Source organism: Oceanobacter sp. 3_MG-2023 (assembly GCF_030688925.1).
Lineage (GTDB): Bacteria > Pseudomonadota > Gammaproteobacteria > Pseudomonadales > Oceanobacteraceae > Oceanobacter.
The window spans coordinates 179,649-203,723 of record NZ_JAUYVX010000006.1 but is presented as its reverse complement, the minus strand read 5'-3'; the positions used below and the strand labels follow the sequence as shown (position 1 = coordinate 203,723).

20 protein-coding genes are annotated in these 24,075 nt (G+C 52.9%); 14 read left to right on the top strand and 6 right to left on the bottom strand.

Annotation, left to right across the window (positions count from 1 at the left end; genetic code table 11):
* Positions 1 to 11: 11 nt before the first annotated feature.
* From mutY to Q8W32_RS07885, 4 genes are all read right to left on the bottom strand, one after another.
* On the bottom strand, positions 12 to 1,064 hold the full coding sequence (gene mutY / locus Q8W32_RS07900; protein WP_303433923.1) for an A/G-specific adenine glycosylase: 1,053 nt from the start codon (positions 1,062 to 1,064) through the stop codon (positions 12 to 14).
* A 9-nt stretch (positions 1,065 to 1,073) separates the two neighbouring features.
* Positions 1,074 to 3,467 carry a bifunctional diguanylate cyclase/phosphodiesterase gene (locus Q8W32_RS07895; protein ID WP_305414438.1) on the bottom strand — a complete coding sequence of 798 codons (2,394 nt, stop codon included), beginning with the start codon at positions 3,465 to 3,467 and terminating at the stop codon, positions 1,074 to 1,076.
* Positions 3,468 to 3,614: 147 nt separating this feature from the next.
* Positions 3,615 to 4,256, bottom strand: a complete 642-nt coding sequence (locus Q8W32_RS07890; protein ID WP_303433920.1) for a phospholipid-binding protein MlaC — start codon at positions 4,254 to 4,256, stop codon at positions 3,615 to 3,617.
* Between the two features lie 176 nt (positions 4,257 to 4,432).
* Positions 4,433 to 4,831, bottom strand: a complete 399-nt coding sequence (locus Q8W32_RS07885) for an acetyl-CoA sensor PanZ family protein (RefSeq protein ID WP_303433918.1) — start codon at positions 4,829 to 4,831, stop codon at positions 4,433 to 4,435.
* A 129-nt stretch (positions 4,832 to 4,960) separates the two neighbouring features.
* Between Q8W32_RS07885 and hisB the strand changes: the two genes are divergently transcribed.
* The 5 genes from hisB (at position 4,961) to Q8W32_RS07860 (ending at position 10,144) form a co-directional block, all read left to right on the top strand.
* Entirely contained in the window at positions 4,961 to 5,551 is a 591-nt protein-coding gene (gene hisB / locus Q8W32_RS07880; RefSeq protein WP_303433916.1) for an imidazoleglycerol-phosphate dehydratase HisB, read from the top strand.
* Between the two features lie 60 nt (positions 5,552 to 5,611).
* The gene (gene hisH, locus Q8W32_RS07875; RefSeq protein WP_370693305.1) at positions 5,612 to 6,220 is read left to right on the top strand and encodes an imidazole glycerol phosphate synthase subunit HisH; all 609 of its coding nucleotides are present in this window, start codon (positions 5,612 to 5,614) and stop codon (positions 6,218 to 6,220) included.
* 34 nt (positions 6,221 to 6,254) lie between these two features.
* Complete coding sequence (gene hisA, locus Q8W32_RS07870) at positions 6,255 to 7,004, top strand: 1-(5-phosphoribosyl)-5-[(5-phosphoribosylamino)methylideneamino]imidazole-4-carboxamide isomerase (protein ID WP_305414435.1); 750 nt, start codon at positions 6,255 to 6,257, stop codon at positions 7,002 to 7,004.
* 35 nt (positions 7,005 to 7,039) lie between these two features.
* On the top strand, positions 7,040 to 7,807 hold the full coding sequence (hisF, locus tag Q8W32_RS07865; RefSeq protein WP_303433912.1) for an imidazole glycerol phosphate synthase subunit HisF: 768 nt from the start codon (positions 7,040 to 7,042) through the stop codon (positions 7,805 to 7,807).
* 93 nt (positions 7,808 to 7,900) lie between these two features.
* Positions 7,901 to 10,144, top strand: coding sequence for a TonB-dependent siderophore receptor (locus Q8W32_RS07860; RefSeq protein ID WP_305414432.1), 2,244 nt, complete (start codon positions 7,901 to 7,903; stop codon positions 10,142 to 10,144).
* Positions 10,145 to 10,282: 138 nt separating this feature from the next.
* Here the strand turns inward: Q8W32_RS07860 and serA are convergent, their stop codons facing one another.
* On the bottom strand, positions 10,283 to 11,512 hold the full coding sequence (gene serA, locus Q8W32_RS07855) for a phosphoglycerate dehydrogenase (protein ID WP_303433908.1): 1,230 nt from the start codon (positions 11,510 to 11,512) through the stop codon (positions 10,283 to 10,285).
* 211 nt (positions 11,513 to 11,723) lie between these two features.
* On the opposite strand from serA, the gene Q8W32_RS07850 reads away from it, so the two are divergent.
* A complete protein-coding gene (locus Q8W32_RS07850) occupies positions 11,724 to 13,130 on the top strand; it encodes an FAD-binding oxidoreductase (protein WP_303433906.1) in 1,407 nt (468 codons plus the stop codon).
* A 79-nt stretch (positions 13,131 to 13,209) separates the two neighbouring features.
* Here the strand turns inward: Q8W32_RS07850 and Q8W32_RS07845 are convergent, their stop codons facing one another.
* Positions 13,210 to 15,570 (bottom strand): penicillin-binding protein 1A, encoded by a 2,361-nt coding sequence (locus tag Q8W32_RS07845; RefSeq protein ID WP_305414430.1) that lies wholly within the window; start codon positions 15,568 to 15,570, stop codon positions 13,210 to 13,212.
* A gap of 280 nt (positions 15,571 to 15,850) precedes the next feature.
* Between Q8W32_RS07845 and Q8W32_RS07840 the strand changes: the two genes are divergently transcribed.
* From Q8W32_RS07840 to Q8W32_RS07805, 8 genes are read left to right on the top strand one after another with little or no spacing between them, the layout of a single operon-like run.
* Positions 15,851 to 16,957 (top strand): pilus assembly protein PilM, encoded by a 1,107-nt coding sequence (locus Q8W32_RS07840; protein ID WP_368501389.1) that lies wholly within the window; start codon positions 15,851 to 15,853, stop codon positions 16,955 to 16,957.
* Positions 16,957 to 17,508: a PilN domain-containing protein gene (locus Q8W32_RS07835; RefSeq protein ID WP_303433902.1), complete on the top strand. Its 552-nt coding sequence runs from the start codon at positions 16,957 to 16,959 to the stop codon at positions 17,506 to 17,508. Before Q8W32_RS07840 ends, Q8W32_RS07835 begins: the two co-directional genes overlap by 1 nt.
* A gap of 1 nt (position 17,509) precedes the next feature.
* On the top strand, positions 17,510 to 18,142 hold the full coding sequence (locus Q8W32_RS07830) for a type 4a pilus biogenesis protein PilO (protein WP_305414427.1): 633 nt from the start codon (positions 17,510 to 17,512) through the stop codon (positions 18,140 to 18,142).
* Complete coding sequence (locus Q8W32_RS07825) at positions 18,135 to 18,683, top strand: pilus assembly protein PilP (RefSeq protein WP_303433898.1); 549 nt, start codon at positions 18,135 to 18,137, stop codon at positions 18,681 to 18,683. The genes Q8W32_RS07830 and Q8W32_RS07825 overlap by 8 nt, the downstream gene beginning before the upstream one ends.
* A gap of 1 nt (position 18,684) precedes the next feature.
* The gene (gene pilQ / locus Q8W32_RS07820; RefSeq protein ID WP_305414424.1) at positions 18,685 to 20,787 is read left to right on the top strand and encodes a type IV pilus secretin PilQ family protein; all 2,103 of its coding nucleotides are present in this window, start codon (positions 18,685 to 18,687) and stop codon (positions 20,785 to 20,787) included.
* A 3-nt stretch (positions 20,788 to 20,790) separates the two neighbouring features.
* The gene (gene aroK / locus Q8W32_RS07815) at positions 20,791 to 21,312 is read left to right on the top strand and encodes a shikimate kinase AroK (protein WP_303433894.1); all 522 of its coding nucleotides are present in this window, start codon (positions 20,791 to 20,793) and stop codon (positions 21,310 to 21,312) included.
* Entirely contained in the window at positions 21,309 to 22,394 is a 1,086-nt protein-coding gene (gene aroB / locus Q8W32_RS07810) for a 3-dehydroquinate synthase (protein ID WP_303433892.1), read from the top strand. Before aroK ends, aroB begins: the two co-directional genes overlap by 4 nt.
* A 20-nt stretch (positions 22,395 to 22,414) precedes the next feature.
* Positions 22,415 to 23,938 (top strand): SPOR domain-containing protein, encoded by a 1,524-nt coding sequence (locus Q8W32_RS07805; protein ID WP_305414421.1) that lies wholly within the window; start codon positions 22,415 to 22,417, stop codon positions 23,936 to 23,938.
* Positions 23,939 to 24,075 lie beyond the last annotated feature (137 nt).

The following is a 24,075-nucleotide window of genomic DNA, read 5'->3' as shown; positions in this document are numbered from 1 at the left end:
GGTGTGGTGAGTCATAGGCTGGCGTGCAGTAGTTTTTTGACCGGTGCGGCCAGGCCCAGTTCGCTCGGGTTGTGTGGATTGTACCAATGCTGTTGTGCTTCGCCTATGTATGTCGGGGCGCGGGGCAAGTGCACTTCGACCGGGTGTATGTGCAGGTGGTAGTGGCTGAAGGTATGACGGAAGCTGCTGAGTTCCTGAATGTCGGTGCTGTCGCCGTAGTGAGTGCTTAGCCACTGTTCAGCTTGTGCCAGGGAGGTGGCTTCCGGAAAACTCCACAAGCCACCCCAAATGCCGGTTTGTGGGCGTGGCTGCAGCAGGTATTCACCGTGCGGGTTGCGTAGCATCAGCATCCAGGTGTGTTTTTCCGGCTTGTCTTTTTTGGGTTTGCTGTTGGGGTATTGGGTCGGGTTGCCGCTGGCGTAGCCGAGGCAGTCGGGCTGGAGCGGGCAGATGCTGCAATCGGGTTTGCTGCGGGTGCAGAGGGTGGCACCCATATCCATCATGACCTGAGTGTATTCGCGGGGGCGGTGATTGGGGGTCAGCCGTTCGGCAATGTCCCAGAGCCGGTTTTGTACGGCCGTGGTGCCGGGCCAGCCTTCGATGGCGTAAAAGCGGGTAAGGACTCGTTTGACGTTGCCATCGAGGATGGCGGCGCGGATGCCCATACTGATGGAGACGATGGCTCCGGCGGTGGAGCGGCCGATGCCCGGCAGCTCTGTCAGTTGTGTTACCGATGGGGGAAATTCACCCTGGTAACGTTCGACGATTTGTTTGGCGCAGGCATGCAGGTTGCGGCCTCGGGCGTAGTAGCCGAGGCCGGTCCAGAGGTGGAGTACGTCATCCTGTTCGGCGGCGGCGAGCGCTTGTACGGTGGGAAAGCGTTCCATAAAGCGTTGGTAGTAGGGAATGACGGTGGCGACCTGGGTTTGTTGCAACATTATTTCTGAGACCCACACTCGATAGGGTGTGATGTCTTGTTGCCAGGGGAGGTGTTTGCGCCCGTGGTGGTCATACCAGTGGAGCAGGGTGTCAGAGAATGCGGTATCGGTCTGGGTAGAGGTCATCAGGCTGAGTCATTGGTTGAGTGGGGCGATTGGTGCTTTGTGCAGAAACAGCTGCAGTTGCGGCAGTGTCAGTGGTCGGCTGAACAGATAGCCCTGGCCTTCATCGCAAAGGCTGTTGCGGAGGAAGTTTACCTGATCGTCGGATTCAACACCTTCGGCCACGACGGACAGGCCGAGTTTGTGGGCCATGGCAATGATGGCGGCAGTGATGGCCATGTTATTGACGTCGGTGGTGATGTCGGCGACAAATGACGGGTCGATCTTGAGTACGGTGATTGGCAGGCGTTTGAGATGGGAGAGTGATGAGTAGCCGGTGCCAAAGTCATCGATAGCAAAGCGGATACCAAGCGCTTGCAGGTTGTTGATGATGGCAATGGAACTTTCGACATCGCGCATCAGGGTGCTTTCGGTGATTTCCAGCTCCAGGTTGGCGGCCGCCAGACCGGATAGTTGCAGTGCTTGCTGAACGTTTTGCTGCAGGTCGGGGGCGGCAAACTGACTGGCCGACAGGTTAACGGACAGGCGAGCGTCGGCGGGTAGTGCTCTGGTCTGCAGGAGCGATTGCATATCGGTGCAGCTGCGTTCCAGAATCCAGCGGCCAATGGCGAGCATTTGACCGTTTTCTTCCGCGACCGGGATAAATTGGCTTGGGGGTATCAGGCCGTTCTTCGGGTGATGCCAACGAACCAGGGCTTCCAGGCCTGTGGTGTGATAACCCTGCAAGCTGATTTTGGGCTGGTAAACGAGGTTAAACTGGTCTTCTGCCAGGGCGGTGTTGATTTTTTGTTCCCAGTCCAGGTGTTCGAGGATTGAGCGGTTCATGTCTTCGGAGAAGAACTGGATGTTGTTACGGCCCAGTTCTTTGGCGCGATACATGGCCAGGTCGGCATTTTTCATCAGGGTGTTGGGGTCGCTGGAGTCTTGCGGTGTCAGGGTGATGCCGATGCTGACGGAGGTGGTGATGTCCTGTCCTTTGATTCTGACCGGGCGGTTGAGAGTGGAGAGTAATTTTTCGGCCACGGCGAGGACGTCGGAGGTCTGTTTGATATCGGTTAGCAGGATGGTGAATTCGTCGCCACCGATACGGGATACTGTGTCTCGATCACGAACGCAGTTGCTCAGTCGTTTGGCGGCTTCTTGCAGAAGCTGGTCGCCGGCATCATGGCCCATGGAGTCGTTGATGCGTTTGAACTGGTCCATGTCGAGATAAACGAGCGCCAGGGTGGATTGGGTACGCTGAGCGGATTTGATGGATTTGGTGAGCCGGTTCTTGAACAGTCGTCGGTTGGCGAGGCCGGTGAGCGAGTCGTAGAAAGCCAGGTTCTCCATTTGTAGCTGGGCGTATTTCAGTTCGGAAATATCAGAGATGGCTCCGAGATAGCCCACGACTTCTCCGTCTGAGCTGTTCATTGGGCTGGCCATCAGGTGAATCCAGGTCTGGCTGCTGTCGCGATTCAGCAGGCGCAGGTCCATGGCAATGCCTTCTTGTGTGGTGATTAATTGCTGCCAGGCGTCGCGCAGGCTGACGAGGTCGGCGGGGGCAATGCTGTCAAACCAGCGTTCCAGTTGCGGTAATTCGTCGTACAACTGGTGGATTTCCCGCCAGCGCTGATTGACGTATTGCAGGGTTTGCTGGGTGTCTACCTGAAAGATGCCAACGGGAGAAAAGGCTGCCAGTTTGCGGAAGCGGGCTTCGTTTTCCTTGAGTGAGGCGTGTTCGGTTTCAATGGTTTGCAGCAGAGAGTTAAACAGGTCGACCAGAGCGCCCAGTTCATCGTCGGTTTTACGGGTGGCACGGATGGAGTAGTCCTGGTCTTGCGCAATGCGCTTGAGCGTGGCGTAAAGCTCGTGTAACGGACGCAAGACCAGTTCTTTCAGGTGCGATGAAGCAACAAACCCGAGTAATAGAGCCAGTATGGCAATCAGGATTGAAAAGAGGCCAAACTGCTGCAGTCGTTTGTTTCTGGATTCCTGGGTGGTGTGCAGGGTCAGGGTGCCGACGGTTTTGTGTTGATACTGGATCGGGAATATCTGTTGCTTGTGGTTGTCATGGCTCATGTCCCGTTGTGGTGGGCAGGGAGCCAAGGATGGCTGGTTATCGCGCAGGTAAGTGATGACCAGCAGGTTGTTGGCGTCGTAGATGCAGCCGCTCAGAATATCGCTGTTGTCACTGAGGGAGCGGATGCTTTCTTTCAGTTCGCTGGTGTGTCCTGCCAGGAGTTCGTGTGCGCTGTGGCGAGCGATCATGGTGCCAATGGTGTTCAGTTGGCGTTCGTTGTCCTGGCGGGTCAGATAGTATTCCAGCCAGGTAAAGGCGATGCTTGAAAATATCAGAGTCAGGGTGGTCGTCAATAACGTGACGATAACCAGCTTGTGCTTCAGGCGTTGTACCTGTAGATGCATGTCTCTCGGCTCGTTTGGGGCGGTTACGTGATGTGGTCCGCTTGTAATAAACCATAGCATGTACCATAAATCAGGTATTTGCCTAGAGAGACCCGGAGTGCGTATGGGGTTCCGACCACCATACGCACTGAATAATGGCGCGTTTTCTTATTCAGCGGCCAGGTTGGCTTGTGCTGCCCGATCCGCTTCTTGCTGAAGTTGCTGCAACAGGTCGTCCATGCGGGTTTTTGCGTTGCCTGGGTGGGTTCCTTGCAGGCGTTCAGCCATTTGGTCCCGGTAGGTTTTGACCATACTCAGACCCGAGACGACTGCGTCGTATACACGCCATTGGTCTTCCGTATCTTTGCGGTAAAGTTTGAAATCAATTGGGACAGTGTTGCCATTGGACTGGGTCAGAAAGCCCTGAACAAAGGCTTTGTCGCCTTCGGGGTTGATACGGGCTTCTTCAAACTCCAGCTTTTCACCACTGAATGCCTTGAAGGCACCGCTGTAGGTGCGGATCTGTAATTCCCGAAAACGATCGATGAATTCCTGTTGTTGCGTCGAGCTGGCCAGCCGCCAGTATTTGCCCAACGCCCCTTTGGCGATTTTTTCCTGATCGATGGCAGGCACAATGAACGACATTACAAGTTCGCGTACCAGGTTTTCGGTACGTTGCTCTACCGGCGTCTGATTCAGACGTTCGGTCAGTTGGCTGGTTGCCTTGGCTACTACTTCCGAGGGCGTTTGCGCGGCCCAGGCCGTAAGGTTGCAAAGCAACGCTGAAATAAGAATCAAGAATCGAAACATGAGTGAGGCGTCCATTGTTATGTTAGAGGTGGCTACAGGCACAGATCAGGTTCTGATATCTGTGCAGTATGTCGTGCCGCGCATTGCTTGTGTAGCACCCGGGTGGTGAAAAGATTGTTGCCTGTAACGCTTGAAAATGTATCCATGATCGCAACGGGTACATTGGTATGAACAGGTTACGGCTGCCATACCCAGGCGGATTCGGTGAACTCAAATCCGCGTTTTTCCAAGGCCGGTGCCAGTGTATCGGGTGCTGTTTCGATACGAAGGGTCATGGCCTGATCCCTGGCCCAGTGTTGTAGCAGGTGTATTGTCTGATGTATGACGCCCCGGCGCTGCGTAATTGTTCTCACGGCTGCGTTCGACAGGGTTATTGTCTGTTGGTTCTGGGTACAGAGTATGACACCGACGATGCGGTCGTTAAACCGTGCGGCAATAATCCAGCCTTGGTTGGCGAGCCGTTGTTGCAGCATGGGAGCTTGCAGTTGTTCGTCAGCGGTATCGGCCTGAATCTTGGCGATATCAGCCCAGTCGGCAGCAGTAGGCTGTTTGATGTGTTCGAGTAGAACGGGCACTTGGGACTCCTGATTATGGTTTGAAGGGCAAGCGTTTGGTCTTCAGATGCTTGTTGAGGTTTCATGGAGGTTTTTCACTGCGCCCTTTATAATGGTTTCCTTTTTCTTTGGCGATAGTTGGAGCATTCCATGGCCCGTACGGCAACGGTCGAACGTAATACCCTGGAGACCCGGATTCGGGTCTCCATCAATCTCGACGGTACTGGCAAAAGCCAGTTTGATACCGGTGTGCCGTTTCTGGAGCATATGATGGATCAGATTGCTCGCCATGGCCTGATCGATCTGGATATTTTCTGCGAGGGTGACCTGCATATTGATGATCACCACACGGTGGAAGACATTGGCATTACCCTGGGGCAAGCCTTTGCGGAAGCGATTGGCGACAAAAAAGGCATCGTTCGTTATGGCCACAGTTATGTACCGCTGGATGAAGCCTTGTCGCGGGTGGTGATTGATTTTTCCGGTCGTCCTGGCCTGTGCTTCAATTGTGATTTTACCCGCGCTGCGATTGGCAAGCTCGATACCCAGTTGTTCTGGGAGTTTTTCCAGGGTTTTGTGAATCACGCCAAGGTCAGTTTGCATATCGATAACCTCAAAGGGTTTAACGCACACCATCAGGCTGAGACCATTTTCAAGGCGTTTGGCCGGGCACTGCGGATGGCGGTTGAGATGGACCCTCGAATGGCGGGTGTCATGCCTTCCACCAAGGGCACTTTGTAAGATTTTTTGGAAGGAAGTGGTTTCGTGACAAGTAAAGTGTGTGCAGTGATCGACTATGGCATGGGTAACCTGCATTCCGCCCATGGTGCGTTGCAGGCCGTCGCCCAGGATACCAGGGTGCTGGTGACCAGTGACCCGGAAGTCATTCGTGCTGCTGACCATGTGGTGTTGCCCGGCGTGGGTGCGATTCGGGACTGTATGGCTGAAATTCGCCGTCAGGGTATCGATCAGGTGGTGGAAGAAGCACGCCAGACCAAGCCATTGCTCGGGATTTGCGTGGGCTTGCAGGCCATGATGGATCGTTCGGAAGAAAACAACGGTGTTGATTGTTTGGGGTTGTTTCCTGGGCAGGTACGGTTTTTTGGTCACGATCTGGTCGAAAATGGTGAAAAACTGAAAGTACCGCATATGGGCTGGAACCAGGTCTCGCAAGTGGATCATCCGCTCTGGCATGGCATTGATAACCACAGCCGCTTTTATTTTGTGCACTCCTATTATGTCCACGCGGAGCGGCCGCAACAGATTAAAGGTCGCGGCCATTATGGTGTTGAGTTTGCTGCCGCGATGGGGGAAGACAATGTATTTGCGGTGCAATTTCACCCGGAAAAAAGCCATAACGCCGGTCTGGCGTTGTTAAAGAATTTTCTCGAATGGGATGGCCAGGCCTGAGGGTCGGCTGTCACTCTGATATTAAGGTTTTCTCATGCTCGTTATACCTGCAATTGATTTGAAAGATGGCGAATGCGTTCGTCTGCGCCAGGGTCGTATGGAAGACTCTACCGTGTTTGGTGATAACCCCGTAGAAATGGCCCGTCGCTGGGTAGACGCCGGTTGTCGGCGGTTGCATTTGGTGGATCTGAATGGTGCCTTTGCTGGTGTACCCGTCAACGGTGGCGCGGTGACGGCCATTGCCAAGGAATTTCCGGGCTTGCCGATCCAGATTGGTGGTGGCATCCGTTCTCTGGAAACCATCGAAGCCTACGTTAAAGCCGGTGTCAGTTACGTCATTATCGGTACCAAGGCGGTGAAAGAACCGGCGTTTGTCAAAGAAGCCTGTGCCGCGTTTCCAGGCAAGGTTATTGTGGGGCTGGATGCCCAGGATGGCTTTGTTGCCACCGACGGCTGGGCTGAGGTTTCTGAGGTCAAGGCGGTGGATCTGGCCCGGCAGTTCAAGCACGACGGCGTATCAGCCATTGTTTACACCGATATTGCCCGGGATGGCATGATGCAAGGGGTGAATGTGGCTGCAACGCTTGAGTTGGCCGTCGAAGGAGGCATTCCGGTGATTGCATCCGGTGGTGTGACCAATATCGACGATATTCGCCAGTTGGCGATGGTTGCCAGCCAGGGGATTCTTGGCGCGATTACCGGTCGGGCCATTTATGAAGGCAGCCTGGATGTTGCCGAAGCCCAGACTCTGGCGGATACGCTGGTGGCGAAGCCAATCGCCTGATTCAGGCCTAATACAGGTAGTGCAGGAGAGTTCCTATGGCTTTGGCCAAACGTATTATTCCTTGTCTGGATGTGGACAAGGGCCGGGTTGTCAAAGGCGTGAACTTTGTCGGTATCCGGGATGCGGGCGATCCGGTAGAGATTGCCAAGCGTTATAACGATCAGGGTGCGGATGAAATCACCTTTCTGGATATTACCGCCAGCCATGAAGGGCGTGAAACCACGGTTCATATGGTGGAAGCCATTGCCGAACAGGTGTTTATTCCGCTCACTGTCGGGGGCGGTATTCGGGAACTGGACGATATTCGCCGGATGCTGAATGCCGGTGCCGACAAGGTATCGATCAATTCCGCCGCAGTATATAACCCGGAATTTGTGCGTGAAGCTTCACAGAAATTTGGCGCGCAGTGCATCGTGGTTGCGATTGATGCCAAGCAGGTGGGTGATAACCATTGGGAAATTTTTACCCATGGCGGCCGCAAGCCAACCGGTATCAATGCGGTCGAGTGGGCGGTGAAAATGGCCGACTACGGCGCGGGTGAGATATTGCTGACCAGTATGGATCGTGATGGTGTGAAATCAGGTTTTGACCTTGGTGTAACGCGGGCAATATCAGACGCGGTGAACATTCCGGTCATTGCCTCCGGCGGTGTCGGTAACCTCGATCACTTGGTTGAAGGCGTAACACAAGGGCGAGCGGACGCGGTATTGGCCGCCAGTATTTTCCACTTTGGGGAGTACACCGTGCAGCAGGCCAAGCAGCATATGGCCGCTGCCGGGATTGAAATGCGTCTGGTGGATTGACCACTGGTCGAATCCAGTCGTTTTTTGATGCTGATATGGGCATAATCCACAATGTCTCTGTGAACTAGCGCAACTGTGCCGATGGATTGTTTTATGCCTCGTATTGGACGATATATTGGTCTGGTTGCCAGTGTCTTGGGATGCTTGGCAGGCGGATCAAATGTTTGTCAGGCCGAGGCTCTGGACGACTTTGAACCCGACCTGCCCGTTGTATTAAGTCCAATCCGGCTGCAGCAGCCGATGCCAGAAGTGCCTGCCAGTGCAACGCTGATTACCGCCGAGCAAATCCGTCTGTGGGGTATTCAGCGACTGGTGGATGTCTTTCAGTATGTGCCCGGAATGTTTGTGGCACAGGAGTTGGATTCCAACCAGTCGGGTGTGGTGTACCACTCCGGCGACCTCTCTTTGTCCCGCCGCCTGGAAGTGCTGGTGGATGGGCGCTCTGTCTATGGTGCCATTTTTGCCAGTGTTGACTGGGATCAGCTGAATATCGCGCTGGAAGATATTGAGCGGATCGAAATTACCCGTGGCTCCAGTGCTTCTTCGTACGGCATGAATGCGTTTCAGGGGGTGATCAATATCGTCACCCGTCATCCGGGCGACAGCCGCTCGCTTGATGTGTCTGCATCGCTTGGTTCCGACTCCCGCCGTCGAGGTTATTTGTCCACGGCGTTTGATCTGAATGGCTCCCGTCAGCGATTGAGTGCTTTTGGCAGCCAGGAGGGCACCGCTGGCGATTATGACTATGAGTCCGGGGATCTGCCGGATTACAACCGGATGGTGGGTCTTAACTGGAGCGGTGCCAGTGATATCTCCGACGATCTTGAGGTTTTCTGGCAAGCCGGGCGACAGAATCTGCAGCGTAATATTCTCGTGGATGAAAACTTTCATGAAGCATCGCCAGAGATGGATGCCACAACTGATTTTGTTTCCATCGCGTTTCATGGTCTGGAAAACAGTCGCCATGAATGGAAAGTAAAAGCTTACTGGCAAGCGGAAAACCAGGAAAAATCCTATCGGGCGTGTACGGCAACCATTGCCTACGATCCCAATCTTCGGACACTGTTTAATCTGGATTCTGAGCTGGCCACGGCCCTTGGTTATGGTGTGTTACCGTTATTGAATAGTGATACAACGTCCTCTGAACGAACGGCAATCGAGCAGTATTATAGTGCCTTGGCCTATGGCTTGATGGATGCGTCAACGTTGCAGGCCTATCTTGCCAGTGCGGGTGTTGATACAGAGGTGTCGGAAGAAGAGCTTGCGCTGGCCCAGCAAATTGCAGCAACGGCTGTCGGAGCCGATGGGCTGGATGAAACCACGTGTGGCCAGGGCGATTATGACCTTTATGAGCAGCGCTGGGAAATGGAGGTGGAAAACACCATCTGGTGGAATCGGCGACTGCGTTCCGTTCAAGGCCTGGTGTATCGTCGCGATGAAGTGAACTCCCAGGCTTATTTTGGCCGTGCTCTTACCCGCAACAGTCTGATGGCTTTCTCGAGTGTTGAGTACCGCTTGAGACCCGATTGGCTGATGTTTTTCTCGTTGACGGCAGAGCACCAGACTGACAGTTCGGTGAATTATTCCCCCCGGTTTGCGGTGACTCATCTGCTGACCCCGGATCAAAGCCTGCGGTTCCAGTATTCCCAGACCCATCGTTCCCCCGACCTGGCCGAGCAATACCTGAATGCCAATGCAGACGTGACACAATTAACGGATAACTACCTTGGGCTGGATAGTGGTTCGTTGTTCCTGACCGTGAATGCCGATGACTGGAACAGTAATCTGGAAGGTGAAAGCATCCATGCCTGGGAAGTGGGTTATTACGGCGCGTTCCTTGACCCTCGACTCTCGGTGGATATCAAGTTCTTCCATGAGTGGATGTTCCAATTGATTGAAGGGCAGGTGAATTTGCTGGATGGATCGCTGGATGATAACAACAGCATGACGCTGATGGGGATGGAGTGGCAGCTCGACTGGCGTCTGGCTCGACTGCAGCGTTTGTGGCTGGTGGGCTTGCTGCAGCATCGGGAATTATCTGGCAGTAATGAAGGTGTATTGGGGGCTGAGCGCAGCTTGCGTGCCGCATGGACCTACACTCCTGGGAATTCGGAGTGGATGCTGGGGCTGATTCTGGATGAAGGAAATGGCAGCGTCGGATCAGGCTTTGCGGGCCAGCAATTTTATCGGCAGCGTAAAGTGCAAAGTCGCTTTGGCCATGACTTTGGTCATGCCGGGGTGGCGTTATCGGTTCAGTATGATGCGGATGGCGGCCAGTTGTACTTTGAGCGTACGCCCCGTTGGTTGACGTGGGTGAATGTGCGTTTCCGGCTTTAGCTTCAGGTGTTGGCTGTCGACTGGCTGGCAACGGTATCGCGTAATGACGATTGCATGAAAAACGGCCTGTCACTTTGGTGGCAGGCCGTTTTTGTATCGGCGTGGTATGCGGCTGTCACCAGCCGCTATCCAGCAGGATCAGTACAATACGCGGGCACGAATGGTACCTTCAACTTCCTTGATTTTCTCCAGCGCCAGTTCACTGGCCGATGTTGCCACATCAATTACAACGTAACCGATGTCTTCAGCCGTTTGCAGGTATTGACCGGCGATATTGATGTGATTTTCAGCAAAAATACTGTTGATCGCATTCATCACGCCAGGAACGTTCTGGTGGATGTGCAAGATCCGGTGAACATTCTGGTTGGATGGCAAGGCGACTTCCGGGAAGTTGACGGAGGCTGTGGTGGTACCCCGGTCACTGTAGGTTGCCAGTTTTTCGCCCACTTCTTTGCCGATGTTTTCCTGCGCTTCCATGGTCGAACCACCGACGTGTGGCGTCAGGATAACGTTGTCGAATTCACGCAACGGGCTGACAAACTCTTCCTTGTTGGAGCGAGGTTCTGTCGGGAATACGTCGATGGCGGCTCCCAGTAATTTTTTGCTGCGGACGGCATCCGCGAGCGCGTCGATATCGACGACAGTACCGCGAGAGGCATTCAGCAGGATGGAACCTTGCTTCATTTGGGCAAATTGTTCCGGGCCCATCATCCATTTGGTGGAGGCAGTTTCTGGCACGTGCAGGGAAATGACATCCGACATTGACAGCAGCTCATCGAGTGAGCCGACCTGAGTGGCGTTACCGATGGGCAGTTTGGTGATGATGTCGTAAAAATATACCTTCATGCCCATGCTTTCAGCCATGACCGACAGCTGGGTACCAATGCTTCCGTAGCCAACAATCCCCAGTTTTTTCCCTCTGATTTCATATGAGTTGGTAGCTGACTTGCTCCAACCGCCGCGGTGGCACTGGGTGCTTTTCTCTGGAATGCCGCGCATCAGCATGATGATCTCAGCCAACGACAGCTCAGCGACGGAGCGAGTGTTGGAATAAGGCGCGTTAAATACGGCAACGCCGCGTTTGGTGGCGGCTTTCAGATCAACCTGGTTGGTGCCAATACAAAAGCAGCCAACGGCGATCAGTTTTTCTGCGGCGGCAAAGATGTCTTCGGTCAGCTGGGTGCGTGAACGAATGCCGATAAAGTGTGCATCCTTGATGCGCTCTTTCAATTCGTCTTCAGGCAGCGATGTCTTCAGATAGTCGATGTTGGTGTAGCCAGCGGCATGAAGGGTGTCGAGTGCCGATTGATGCACGCCTTCCAACAAGAGGAATTTGATCTTGCTTTTGTCGAGGGAAGTCTGGGCCATTGGGGTACCTTCTCAAGAGGTGACGGTCAGGTCTGGGAGGGCCTGAGTCCATGCTGATTATATGCGGTCGTGCTGTCCGGGGGCGAAAGCTCTCCGAAAAACAGGGCGCATATGATAGCATACGCGGCTTTCAATGTGATCCTCCGTCCGCACCTTCAAATCGATGATTCTTCAGGATGGTGTGACGACTCTTCATATTCCTGGACTGCTCATGACACAACTTACCCAAGATGTCCTTGTTGAACGCCTGGCTGCCATTGTTGGTGCTGACAAGGTCCGCACTGATGCTGATTCGCTGGATAATTTCGGCAAAGACTGGACTCGAATTTACGAGCCTTGCCCCTGCGCGATTGTTTTCCCCAAAACCACTGAGCAGGTACAGCAGATTGTACTGTTGGCCAATGACGTCGGCTTGGCTCTGGTGCCGTCCGGTGGTCGAACCGGTCTGAGTGCTGGTGCCATGGCATCAAATGGCGAGGTGGTTGTGTCGTTTGACTACATGAATCATCTGACTGATTTTAACGCAATTGATCGCACGGTCCGATGTGGCCCCGGGGTGATTACCGAGCAACTGCAAACCTTTGCGGAAGAGCAGGGATTGTTTTACCCCGTCGACTTTGCTTCGGCAGGCTCTAGCCAGCTTGGCGGCAATATCAGCACCAATGCTGGTGGTATCAAGGTGATTCGCTACGGTATGACCCGCGACTGGGTTGCGGGTCTGACCGTGGTGACGGGTAAAGGTGACATTGTTCGTTTGAACAAGGATCTGCTGAAAAACAATACCGGTTACGATATGCGCCACCTGTTTATTGGGGGTGAAGGGACTTTGGGCTTTATCACTGAAGCGACCATGCGCCTGACGCGTCCGCCACAGAATTTGACCGTGCTGGTGCTGGGTGTGCCGGAAATGTCGGCCATCATGAGTGTGTTGCACAAGTTCCAGTCGGGCATCGACCTGACGGCTTTCGAGTTTTTCTCGGATAAAGCGTTGAAAAAAGTGCTGGCTCGCGGTGATGTTCAAGCGCCGTTTGAGACGGAGACGGAATTCTATGCCTTGCTGGAATTTGAAGCCGAGACCGACGACAAGATGAATTTGGCCATGCAGTTGTTTGAGGACTGTATGGAAGCAGGCTGGGTCTATGACGGTGTGATCAGCCAGAACGAAACCCAGGCCGCCAATTTGTGGCGCTTGCGTGAAGATATTTCCGAAACCATTTCACACTGGACTCCGTATAAAAACGACCTGTCGGTGGTTGTTTCCCGAGTGCCTGATTTTCTGCAGGAAGTAGAGGCCGTGGTTGTGGAAGAGTATCCCGACTTCGAGATCATCTGGTTCGGGCATATCGGTGATGGCAATCTGCATCTGAATATTTTGAAGCCGGATGACTTGCCGAAAGAGCAATTTTTCGAACGTTGCGCACGAGTATCAAAACGAGTTTTTGAAATTACCGAACAGTACGATGGTTCTGTATCAGCCGAGCATGGCGTTGGCATGACCAAAAAACCGTACTTGCACTATTCCCGCTCTGCCGCTGAGATCGGGTATATGCAGGCGATGAAGGCTGCTTTTGACCCTAACAACGTGATGAATCCCGGCAAAGTGATTGATATGAATTGATTGGTCAGCTCTGCTGATACAACAATGCCGATCTCATGAATATGGATCGGCATTGTTGTATCAGGCATTCAGTTAAAGGTCAGAACAGCAGCTCTGGTGTGGCATGCAGGCCACCGTTGTCGCCATTGCCTGAATCTGAGTATGTCGGCATCACCATTTCGGTGGGGACATTTTCGGTGCGGAAATATTCGAAAATCGCATCTTCTTGTCCTGGTGCTGCCAGCAGTCCGGATTGAGGATCGATACGGGTCGAGACAATACCGTCAGGCTGTTCCATGGATACCTGTGGTTCGGTTTCGAGGGCGGTAGCCATGTAGTCAATCCAGATAGGTAATGCCGTTGAGCCGCCCAGAGCCCATTTACCCATGCTTCTGGGCTGATCGAAGCCAACCCATACTGTTGTTACCAGGTTCGGATTAAAGCCAGAGAACCAGGCATCCACTTGATCGTTGGTGGTGCCTGTTTTGCCAGCCAGGTCATGACGATTAAGTGCTCTGGCCCGGCGACCGGTACCGCGCTGGATAACATCCTTGAGCATGTTCACCATCAGGAAGTTGGTGCGTTTGTCCATCACCCGTGGAGCCAGGGTTGGTTCAGTGGCTGTTTCTGGCGCTGAGGTAGTGGATGCCTGGTCGTTAATCGTAGCTGCTGGAGCATTGGCTGATGAGTTGTCGCACTGGCGGCAAGCGATTTCCGGAGTGGCAGCAAACAGCTCATCACCGTCGGTTGTGGTGATGCGTTGGATAAAATAAGGCTTCACCGCAAAACCGCCATTTGCCAGCACGGAATAACCTGTGGCCAACTCTATGGGTGATATCGCTGAGGAACCCAGCGCCAGAGACAGGTCGGCGCCAAGTTTGGCTTTTGGAAAACCGAAGCGGGTAATGTAATCGACGGCATTGGCAGGACCGATCTGTTTGAGGATACGGATGGATACCAGGTTCTGGGATTTGTACAGGGCTTGGCGCAAGCGGGTCGGGCCGTAAAACTTGCCGCTGTAATTTTCTGGTCGCCAGGTGTTTTCCAGCCCTGAGTCGTTAAAGACAACCGGGGCATCATTGATGATGCTGGCAGGGGTGAAGCCATTTTCCAAAGCCGCGCTATAAATAAAAGGCTTGAATGATGAGCCTGGTTGGCGATCGGCTTGCAGGACGCGATTGAACTGGTTGCCATCCTGGGAAAATCCTCCGACCAAGGCCTGGATGGCACCGGTGTTTGGATTGATGGATACCAGTGCGCCTTCGACTTCAGGAGGTTGTGCCAGCAGCAATTCGCCATCGCGGTCTTCAAACCAGATTTTCTGCCGTCGGCTCAGACGCTGGGAAGCAGTGGCTGGCTTTTTGCCAACTACGTTGACGCTGACATAGGGGGCTGCCCACTTGATACCCTCAAGAGGTAAAAAGCGGAAACCATTGGCCGTTACCATCCAGGCGCCATCGTCCTTGACGTCCGCGACAATGGCGGGAATCAACCGGCTTTGTGATTTCTGGCTGCGGAGCTGCTGTTGCCAGTCGGCCAGGGTTTCTGGCCAGTTGGTGGCCGGGTCGGCGGTAGTGCTATCAAACCAGTCTGGAAGGTTGTTGGTTGTTGTCTGGTTTGGGCTGACAGCAATGGTGTCGGCAAAGCTCTCTTTCTGACGGTAGCCGTGTGCCCGGTCGTAGTTTAATAATCCACGTTGCAATGCCCGTGTGGCTGCTTCCTGACGGCGAGCATCAACGGTCGTGTGAACAATATAACCATCGGTGTAGGCATTGTCGCCATAGTGTTCAACCATAAACTGGCGCACCATTTCTGCGATATAAGGGGCGGTAATGGCACTGGTTGCACCGTGATAGCGGGCGGTGATTGGCTCAGCGGCTGCGGTTTCAAAGTCTGCCTGGCTGATCATGTTGAGACTGGCCATGCGTGACAGGACGTAGTTGCGTCGATTGACCGCTCTATCCGGGTTGTTGATGGGGTTGGCGGCGGAAGGGGCCTGGGGTAGTCCGGCAATCATGGCTGTTTGGGCCAGGGTTAATTCGTTTATTGCTTTGCCATAATAAACCTGGGCTGCAGCCTCAATACCATAGGCTCGTTTGCCGAGGTATATTTTATTGACATAAAGTTCAAGAATTTCCTGTTTTGTGAGCGTCTTCTCTATTTTTATCGCCAATAGTATTTCAGTGAATTTACGAGTGAAGGATTTCTCGCTGGATAAATAGTAATTCTTGGCAACTTGCATGGTAATGGTGCTACCGCCCGATTTCTTTCTGCCAGTGCGAATTAGTTCCAGCGTTGCTCGTAAAAGTCCTTTAACATCAATGCCGTAATGCTCGTAAAAACCATCGTCTTCCGAGGCGAGCAGAGCATTGACGAATTGATTGGGAATTTGCTCGAATGTAAGGGGAGTCCGGCGTTTCTCTCCGAATTCACTGATCAGCTGGTCGTCGGCGGTGTACACCCTTAACGGTGTTTGTAAGTCAATGTCGCGGAGTTGACGAGGGTCAGGAAGAGTAGGAGTTAGATAAAGGTATATGGCAAGACAAGTTAAACCAGTGCCAGAAACGGCGCAAACGAATAACCAGATAACGAATTTAAAAATCGATTTGAGCGTGATCATAAAGGTATTGAAAATTCCTTCGTATGGTCGGTTATCGGCGGTTGCGGCATTATAAGGCTTTTTTGTCCTTTTTATAGGATTGTGCCTATAATAGCCGCCCAAATATAGAATTAATCTGAACTTGTTATCGCAAGTTCTCGATTTTCAAGGGGATTTTGTTGTGCTGGCGAATCTGTTTGGCAAGAAGGGCAAGGCTCTTCTTGGCGTGGACATCAGCTCCACGTCGGTAAAGGTCCTTGAGTTGAGTCGCAGCGATGCAGGATATCGGGTAGAAGCCTATGCCTCAGAGGCGCTGCCTAACAATGCCATTATGGAACAGAATATCCATAATGATGAAGAAGTGGGCGAAGCGGTCAAACGGGCTTTGATCAAATCCCGTTCCGGGGCAAAGCGGGCTGCTCTTGCCGTTGCTGGTTCTGCTGTCATTACCAAAACCATCCAGATGAATGCCAATCTGTCCGAATCGGAAATGGATTTGCAGATCCGTGCCGAGGCTGATCAATATATTCCCTATCCTTTGGAAGAGGTCTCGCTGGATTGGGAAGTACAGAATACAGGTGTGGATGAGACTGAAGCCGTGGCTCAGGTGCTACTGGCGGCCTGTCGCTCTGATACCGTTGAGCGGCGTAAGGATGCTGTTGAGTACTCCGGTCTGGAAGCTGTTGTGGTCGATATTGAAGCTTACTGTACCGAACGGGCATTCGAGCTGATTCGGGATCACCTGGATGGGGATGCCAATGAAGCCGTTGCCATTATTGATATCGGCGCCACCATGACAACGCTCAGTGTCCTGCATAATGGTGTGTCCATTTATACTCGTGAGCAGCTCTTCGGTGGCCGTCAGTTGATTGACGATATTATGCGGCGTTACAGTCTGTCCGAACAGGAAGCAGCGGCAGCACGTGATGGCGACGGTTTGCCTGGCGACTATGAAGATGAATTGTTGGAGCCGTTCCGTAACGCCGTTGTTCAGCAAATCAGCCGATCCCTGCAGTTTTTCTTTTCATCCAGCCAGTTTAATGAAGTCGATTGCCTGGTACTGGCTGGAGGGACCGCGACTCTGGCTGGCCTGGTCGACAAGGTTCAGGAAGATATGGGCTTGCCGACGGTGGTTGCCAACCCTTTTCGGGATATGTCGGTGTCATCGAAGGTGAATGTCAAATTACTGAGTAACGATGCGCCTTCTTTACTGGTTGCCTGCGGGTTGGCGATGCGAGGTTTTAATTAATGGCCAATATCAACTTATTGCCTTGGCGTCAGGAACTCCGCAAGGAGAAGCAACAGCAGTTTATCAGTATTATTGCCGTGGTTGCTGCGATTGCTGCAGGATTGGTCTGGATGGTAAGCAGTTACTACGACAGTGAACTCAGTAACCAGCGGGGACGTAATTCTTTCCTGTCGCAGGAAATTTCCAAGCTGGATAAAAAGATTGTCGAAATCAATGAGCTGACGGCAACACGGGAACAGCTGATTGAACGTATGGAACTGATTCAAAACTTGCAGGGTAATCGCCCGGTGATTGTCCGGCTGTTTGACGAGTTGGCGCGCTCCGTCCCTGAAGATCTGTATTATACCAGTCTGTCCATCCAGGGAAGTCGGGTTAACGTCAAGGGTGTTGCCAAGTCCAATAACCGTGTGGCGGCACTGATGCGTAACTTTGATGAATCTGAATGGTTTGCAGACCCGGCGTTGTTGGGAGTTAAAGCCGTCGCGAATGGCAGTAACGTGTTTGAGGTATCTGTCCGGCGGGTAGAGCCTCAAAGCAGTGAGGAGCCTTGATATGGCCAAGCAAGGATTTGATTTCAAGGCATGGGCTGGCAAGCTGCAGGAACTGGACGTCAATGATCTGAACGAGATTGACTGGGAGGATATGGGCTCCTGGCCGACACCCGGCAAGGTCGTTTTCTGCTCGTTGATCTTTGTTGCTGTATTGGTTGCCGGATATTTCCTGTTGGTGAAGGATTCGGGCGAGCGTTTGCAGCAAGAAGCGTCCAAAGAAGTTCAACTAAAAAAAGATATTGAGAAAAAAGCGTACCGTGTTGCCAACCTGGATGCTTACAAGGAGCAGTTGGCAGAAATGCGGGACAGCTTTGGATCATTGCTGAAGCAGTTGCCCAAGGATACCGAAGTGCCTGGCCTGATTGATGATATCAGTGCTGCCGCCTTGGGTGCCGGGTTGAAACTGAACGCGATTTCACCACAAAAAATGGTCAATACCGAGTTTTATAACGAGTTGCCGATTCGTATCGAGGTCGATGGTGGCTACCATGAAATGGGAGCGTTTGTTTCCGGTGTGGCTGCCTTGCCCCGGATTGTAACCCTGCATGATTTTGCAATCAGCTCTGCCAAAAAAGACGGATTATCCATGACCATTCTGGCCAAGACGTATCAGTATGGAGGTGGTGATGAATAAGCATTTATGGCTGCTCGCCATGGGCGTGTCGATGCTGCTGTTGCAGGGGTGTTCGCAGTCTGCGAATACTGCCGATTTGCAGCAGTTTGTCAGTCAGGCATTGGCCAAGCCCCGGGGGCGAATAGAACCTATTCCGGTATTCAAGCCTTACGAGTACTTCAGTTACAGTGCGGCTGGGCTTCGATCCCCTTTTGAATTGCCCGTTGTTGTTGACAGTACACTGCAGTCTGCCCAGGCATCGAGTAATGTACGTCCTGACTTTGACCGACCCAAAGAACATCTTGAGCAATTCCCACTGGGCCAGTTGACCATGGTTGGTACGATGGCCGGAGTCGATGGCGTCTTGTGGGCTCTGGTCAAGGACGGTAGTGGCAGTGTTGTACGAATAAAGCGTGGCTATTACATGGGCCAGAATCATGGTCGGGTAATAACGGTATCCTCAAACAGGCTCAGTCTGATCGAGATCGTTCCTAATGGTCTTGGCGGCTGGATAGAACGCCCTAAAACAATTGCTCTGGAAGGAATAGGCGGAGATAACTGAAATGAATCTTTTAAATGCTGTACGCACTCTGGGCCGTACCTGGGTTGCAGCTTTGCTGATGCTTCAGGCCGGCCTGTCTTCCGCTGCCGTACTGAACGATATCGCTTTTTCATCACTTCCCGGTGATGTAACAGAAATCAGCCTGACATTTGACAGTGCGCCGCCGGAAATCAGTGGTTACACCATTGAAAAGCCAGCCCGTATTGCCATTGATATGCCTGGTGTTGTCAGTGCCTTGAAAACAAAACGCCACCAGATCGGTGCTGGTAATGCCCGGTCGGCGGTTGTGGTCACTACCCAGGATCGTTCCCGGTTGGTGATTAATCTGTCTCGTATGGTTGCTTATACAACCAGTTCCAATGGCAATCTGTTGCTGATTCGTGTGGGAGCCAGTAATGAAGGGCAAATGACTATAGAAAGTCAGTCGTCTTTGCTGGGCGGGGCGCCGGCTTCGGCAGGGATGAATGAGCTGAAAGTGGTCAATGTTGATTTTCGACGTGGCGAGCAAGGCGATGGTCAGGTGCAGATCATGTTGAATGATGCCAAGGCGGCCGCCAATATCCGCAGGGAAGGATCAAAAATTATCGCCGACCTGTCTGGGGTTCGTTTGCCTAATGAGCTGAGCCGTCGCCTGGATGTGACTGACTTTGCTACTCCGGTTCAGTATGTGGACGCCAAGGATCATGAAGGTGGCACGCGCATTGTAATTGAGCCTGTCTCGGATGATTTTGAATACCTGGCTTATCAGACCGATCGTTTATTGTCGATTAACGTGACCAATCTGCCAGAAGAGGCGGCGGAAGAGCGTAAGAAAAAATTCCCGTTCACGGGTGAAAAACTGTCACTTAATTTCCAGAATATTGAAGTCCGGGCGGTACTGCAGCTGATTGCAGATTTTACCGGCCTGAATCTGGTCGCCTCGGATACGGTGCAAGGGAGTATTACTTTGCGGCTGCAAAATGTGCCGTGGGATCAGGCGTTGGACCTGGTATTGAAAACCAAGGCGCTTGGTAAACGTCAGCTGGGATCTGTACTGTTGATTGCACCGGCTGAAGAAATTGCTGCCCGTGAAAAAATAGAGCTGGAAGCTGTACGTCAGGTGGAAGAGCTGGCTCCGCTGGTGCAAGAGTTCATGCAGTTCAAATATGCCAAGGCGGCGGATATCGCAACGATCCTGACTTCTGACCAGGGGCTATTGTCTGAGCGCGGTACTGCTGTTGTGGATGAGCGTACCAATACGATTCTGATGAAAGATACCGCCTCGAATCTGGAAAAAGTACGTGAAGCTCTGGTAATGCTGGATGTGCCGGTGCGACAGGTATTGATTGAAGCCCGGATCGTGGCGGCATCGACGGCAGTTGGTGAAGAGCTGGGTGTCACGTGGGGTGGTGGTTACTATCAGGATAATGGCTCCAACTGGGTTACTGCCGGTGGTAGTCAGCAAACCATTGAGGATACCAACCAGATTCTGTTTGATCGGGCATCCGGTGATGATGCCAGCGCATTGGATCTGGATTCAGCCAATATCGTTGATTTTGGGGCAACCAGCTCATCGGCTTCGACCTTTGCCATTGGTTATCAGACTGTCGATTATCTGCTGGATCTGGAGTTGTCAGCGATTGAGACTGATGGTCGGGCGGAAATTGTTTCCCAGCCGCGGGTGATTACTGCCGATGGACAAACTGCCTTTATTGAATCCGGTACCCAGATTCCATATGAAGAGTCAACGTCCAGTGGTGCGACCAGTGTGACCTTCAAGTCGGCAGTATTGCGACTGGAAGTGACACCTCAAATCACGCCGGATGATCGTATTATCATGGATCTGGTCATTAATCAGGACTCGGTGGGGGAAGATACTTCGGCCGGTCCGACGATTAATACCAATGCGGTACAGACTCAAGTGCTGGTAGATAATGGCGAAACTATCGTATTAGGTGGTATCTTCCGTTCTGAAGAAGTCAGGTCGGTCAGCAAGACGCCTTTCTTCGGGGATTTACCATTAATTGGAGCCCTGTTCCGTTACTCTAGCGTTTCGGATGACAAGAGCGAGTTACTTGTTTTCATCACGCCGAAGCTGGTGAAGGACTCCTTCAGCGCCAGATAGTCTATGCCGTCCGAACAATCGATTTTTCTAATAGGGCCAATGGGAGCGGGTAAAACCACCATTGGCCGTTTGCTTTCCAGCGAGATGCATCTTGAATTTGTCGATTCTGACAAATTTATCGAGGAGCGTTGTGGTGCCAATATTCCCTGGATCTTTGATATGGAAGGGGAAGCGGGTTTTCGTGATCGCGAAGAGCAGGCAATAGATATCCTCACGCAACGCCAGGGTTTGGTTCTGGCGACGGGTGGTGGTGCTGTTATGAGGCCTGTTAATCGTCAGCATCTCGGAGGACGTGGCATTGTGGTGTATTTATGCACTTCCGTTGAGCAACAAATAGCCCGTACCTCAAAGGACAAAAATCGCCCTCTGTTACAAACAGCCAATCCAGCACAAGTGCTGCGAGAGTTGTTCCGCAAGCGTGACCCTCTGTATCGAGAAGTTGCCCACATCGTATTACAAACCGACCAGCGTAATCCTCGCTGGGTCGTCAATGAAATAAAAAAACGTATTAAGGCCCTGTCATGATTACATTGACCGTAGAGCTGGCTGAGCGCAGCTACCCAATTTACATTGGTTCAGGGCTGTCCGCGACGCCAGAACTATTGACTCGTCATATCCGTGGTAAACAGGTCATGATTGTTACCAATACTACGGTCGCGCCACTGTATCTGGATATGGTCAGGCAGATGCTGGATGGCTATCAGGTTGACAGTGTTGTTCTCCCTGATGGTGAGCAGTACAAAAACCTGGAAACACTGAATCTGATTTTTGACGCCTTGCTGGAGCAAGGACATAACCGCACCACAACCCTGCTGGCATTGGGAGGTGGCGTGATCGGTGATATGTGTGGTTACGCGGCCGCCAGTTATCAGCGCGGGGTTGATTTTATTCAAATGCCGACCACGTTACTGTCACAGGTAGACTCTTCTGTTGGTGGTAAGACGGGCGTTAACCACCGCCTCGGTAAAAACATGATCGGTGCTTTCTATCAACCGCAAGCAGTCTTGATCGATACCGATACGCTGACAACTCTGCCATCTCGGGAAGTGTCGGCAGGCATGGCTGAAGTGATCAAGTACGGTCTGTTGGAAGACGTGGAATTTTATCACTGGATTCAGCAGCATGTTGATGGACTGATGGCTGGAGATGGAGCTTTGCTGGCACAGGCGATTCACACCTCTTGCGCTTGCAAAGCCCGTGTCGTGGCTCAGGATGAGCGTGAAGGAGGCATTCGCGCCATATTGAATCTTGGTCATACCTTCGGACACGCGATTGAGTCCCATCAGGGTTACGGCCAATGGTTGCATGGCGAAGCCGTGGGTACCGGGTTGTTGATGGCGGCGGATCTTTCGTGTCGTATGGGAGCCATATCGAGTGCAGACGTTGCTGAACTGAAGGCACTACTCATCCGCAGCTCTCTTCCGGTATTGCCTCCGGAAAATATGAGCGAAGAGGATTTTTTATCGCGGATGAGTCTGGATAAAAAAGTACTTGATGGTCGTATCCGACTGGTATTGTTACGCCGAATTGGACAAGCCTATATCACCTCAGATATAGACCGGACGCAGCTTTGCCAGACACTGGCAATGGCCGCATTAAACGGTTAACCCCAACGCACGGAGGCCATATGGTATCGCCACTTTCTCAGGCGCCGGGTCAGGATATTTATGCGTCACCGGCCCGTTATCTCGAGCTGATTTGTCACCTGAGTTGCTATTCCCCTCTGATGATGCTGATCCGGTATCAGTCCGAGGCAGATGGAGACTCGCTTGCCGCTGCTGTTGCCCGGCATTATGCGGATTCCAGTCTGGTGTTGCCCCTCGTGGCCGAGGATTTGCAGAAGACCCGGACACTGATTGGCCAGCTGGCAGGGGCTCTGGGGGTGACCAAGCTGCCTGTTGATGAAGTGGTGGCGCGAGAGGTGTTGCTGGAGCAGGCACGTATCCGTGCGGAGACGGCCGACCCGCTATTGGTTATTGTCTCCCGGGCGGAGAGACTGCCTGCCGAGATGTTGCTGGCATTGTCCCAGTTTGCCTTGATGTCATCCCATGCTATTTCCTTTTGTCTGTTTGGACGTGAGGGCTTTGATGACGGCTTGAAAGAAGGCCCTGCGAGCGCGTCCATGTATCGTATTTCCTTGTTGGCATCTGAGGGGGCGCCCGAGCCTGAAGCGGCCATGCAAGCTGTTGCTGATACAAATTCCGGGGTGCAACAATCATCCGTAAAATCACCCAAGCCAGCAGAATCAGTAGCGCTGCCCAAGCGAGCAGAGCCATCCAGGCCAGCAGAACCGTCCAGGCCAACAGAACCATCCAGTCCAGTGGAGCCGGTCGCGACTACAAAGCGAGAGCCAGGATTCACAACAAAGAGTGATTTTGCAGACCTGCAGCTGGATGGTATCGACTTGAGCTCAACCAGCTCGCGCTCCTCTGCTCCATCATCGTCCAGCAGCAGGCGCTTTGATTGGCGCTTGCCGAACCTGAGTCAGCTGGATACCAATGCGTTGTTAAGTCAGCTGCGCTCGCCGCTGGCACTCGCCTTTATGGCTGCCATTCTGTTGATCTTCATCGTTATCGGATTGTTGTCAGGAGGAGATGAAGACAGTGCCGTTGCCACCACGGTACTCCAGGTGCCAATGCCACCGGTGATTGCCCGGCCTGAAGCTGATTTGGCAGCAATGCCTGCAGAGGATTTACCTGTGCCTTCACAGGCCAGCAGGAATCCGACAAACTCCAGTAGTCAGAGTGCAGTCGCTGGTCGAGCAGACACATCAGCGGTCGTCTCTACGCCGGCCACAGCAGCGGCAGTTTCTGCGCCGCAGGCGCCGGTAGAGAAAGCATCGGTATCACGGCTATCCGGCTATCCGGCCTGGTTTGCCAAGGACAACGCCTGGGCAGTTCAGCTGCTGGGGACTTCCGAGCAACAGGGCGCGCGTGACTTTGTTACCAAGTGGCAGTCCGGAGCGGATGGCAAGCTGGTCTGGTATCGTAGCCAGAGAAATGGCCAGCCCTGGTATGTGGTGATTGCGGGAGCATTTTCTTCTCGGGAAGATGCGGCGGCATGGGTCAAAAAACGGCCAGCTGGCTTAAAAACAGACTCTCCCTGGATTCGGGAAATGAGCCAGATTTCCCCTTCAGTTGAGCCCCGATAAGCGGCTTTTCAGCCAGCCGTTTGTGATCGTTACTGGCCTGCTGGCCGGGGCATATTTGTTAGAGGACGCCTGGATGTGTAGAATGAGCGTCCTTTTGTCTCTATGTTGCTCAAATTTTGAGCACTCGGCTGTTCCCA

Excerpts from the sequence above, each read along its gene's own strand:
- aroK (WP_303433894.1), top strand. The coding sequence starts at position 20,791 with ATGCCGTCCGAACAATCGATTTTTCTAATAGGGCCAATGGGAGCGGGT.
- mutY (WP_303433923.1), bottom strand. The coding sequence starts at position 1,064 with ATGACCTCTACCCAGACCGATACCGCATTCTCTGACACCCTGCTCCAC.
- aroB (WP_303433892.1), top strand. The coding sequence starts at position 21,309 with ATGATTACATTGACCGTAGAGCTGGCTGAGCGCAGCTACCCAATTTAC.
- hisF (WP_303433912.1), top strand. The coding sequence starts at position 7,040 with ATGGCTTTGGCCAAACGTATTATTCCTTGTCTGGATGTGGACAAGGGC.
- Q8W32_RS07860 (WP_305414432.1), top strand. The coding sequence starts at position 7,901 with ATGCCTCGTATTGGACGATATATTGGTCTGGTTGCCAGTGTCTTGGGA.
- Q8W32_RS07850 (WP_303433906.1), top strand. The coding sequence starts at position 11,724 with ATGACACAACTTACCCAAGATGTCCTTGTTGAACGCCTGGCTGCCATT.
- serA (WP_303433908.1), bottom strand. The coding sequence starts at position 11,512 with ATGGCCCAGACTTCCCTCGACAAAAGCAAGATCAAATTCCTCTTGTTG.
- Q8W32_RS07835 (WP_303433902.1), top strand. The coding sequence starts at position 16,957 with ATGGCCAATATCAACTTATTGCCTTGGCGTCAGGAACTCCGCAAGGAG.
- hisA (WP_305414435.1), top strand. The coding sequence starts at position 6,255 with ATGCTCGTTATACCTGCAATTGATTTGAAAGATGGCGAATGCGTTCGT.
- hisH (WP_370693305.1), top strand. The coding sequence starts at position 5,612 with ATGGGTAACCTGCATTCCGCCCATGGTGCGTTGCAGGCCGTCGCCCAG.
- Q8W32_RS07830 (WP_305414427.1), top strand. The coding sequence starts at position 17,510 with ATGGCCAAGCAAGGATTTGATTTCAAGGCATGGGCTGGCAAGCTGCAG.
- Q8W32_RS07890 (WP_303433920.1), bottom strand. The coding sequence starts at position 4,256 with ATGTTTCGATTCTTGATTCTTATTTCAGCGTTGCTTTGCAACCTTACG.
- Q8W32_RS07825 (WP_303433898.1), top strand. The coding sequence starts at position 18,135 with ATGAATAAGCATTTATGGCTGCTCGCCATGGGCGTGTCGATGCTGCTG.
- hisB (WP_303433916.1), top strand. The coding sequence starts at position 4,961 with ATGGCCCGTACGGCAACGGTCGAACGTAATACCCTGGAGACCCGGATT.
- Q8W32_RS07805 (WP_305414421.1), top strand. The coding sequence starts at position 22,415 with ATGGTATCGCCACTTTCTCAGGCGCCGGGTCAGGATATTTATGCGTCA.
- pilQ (WP_305414424.1), top strand. The coding sequence starts at position 18,685 with ATGAATCTTTTAAATGCTGTACGCACTCTGGGCCGTACCTGGGTTGCA.
- Q8W32_RS07895 (WP_305414438.1), bottom strand. The coding sequence starts at position 3,467 with ATGCATCTACAGGTACAACGCCTGAAGCACAAGCTGGTTATCGTCACG.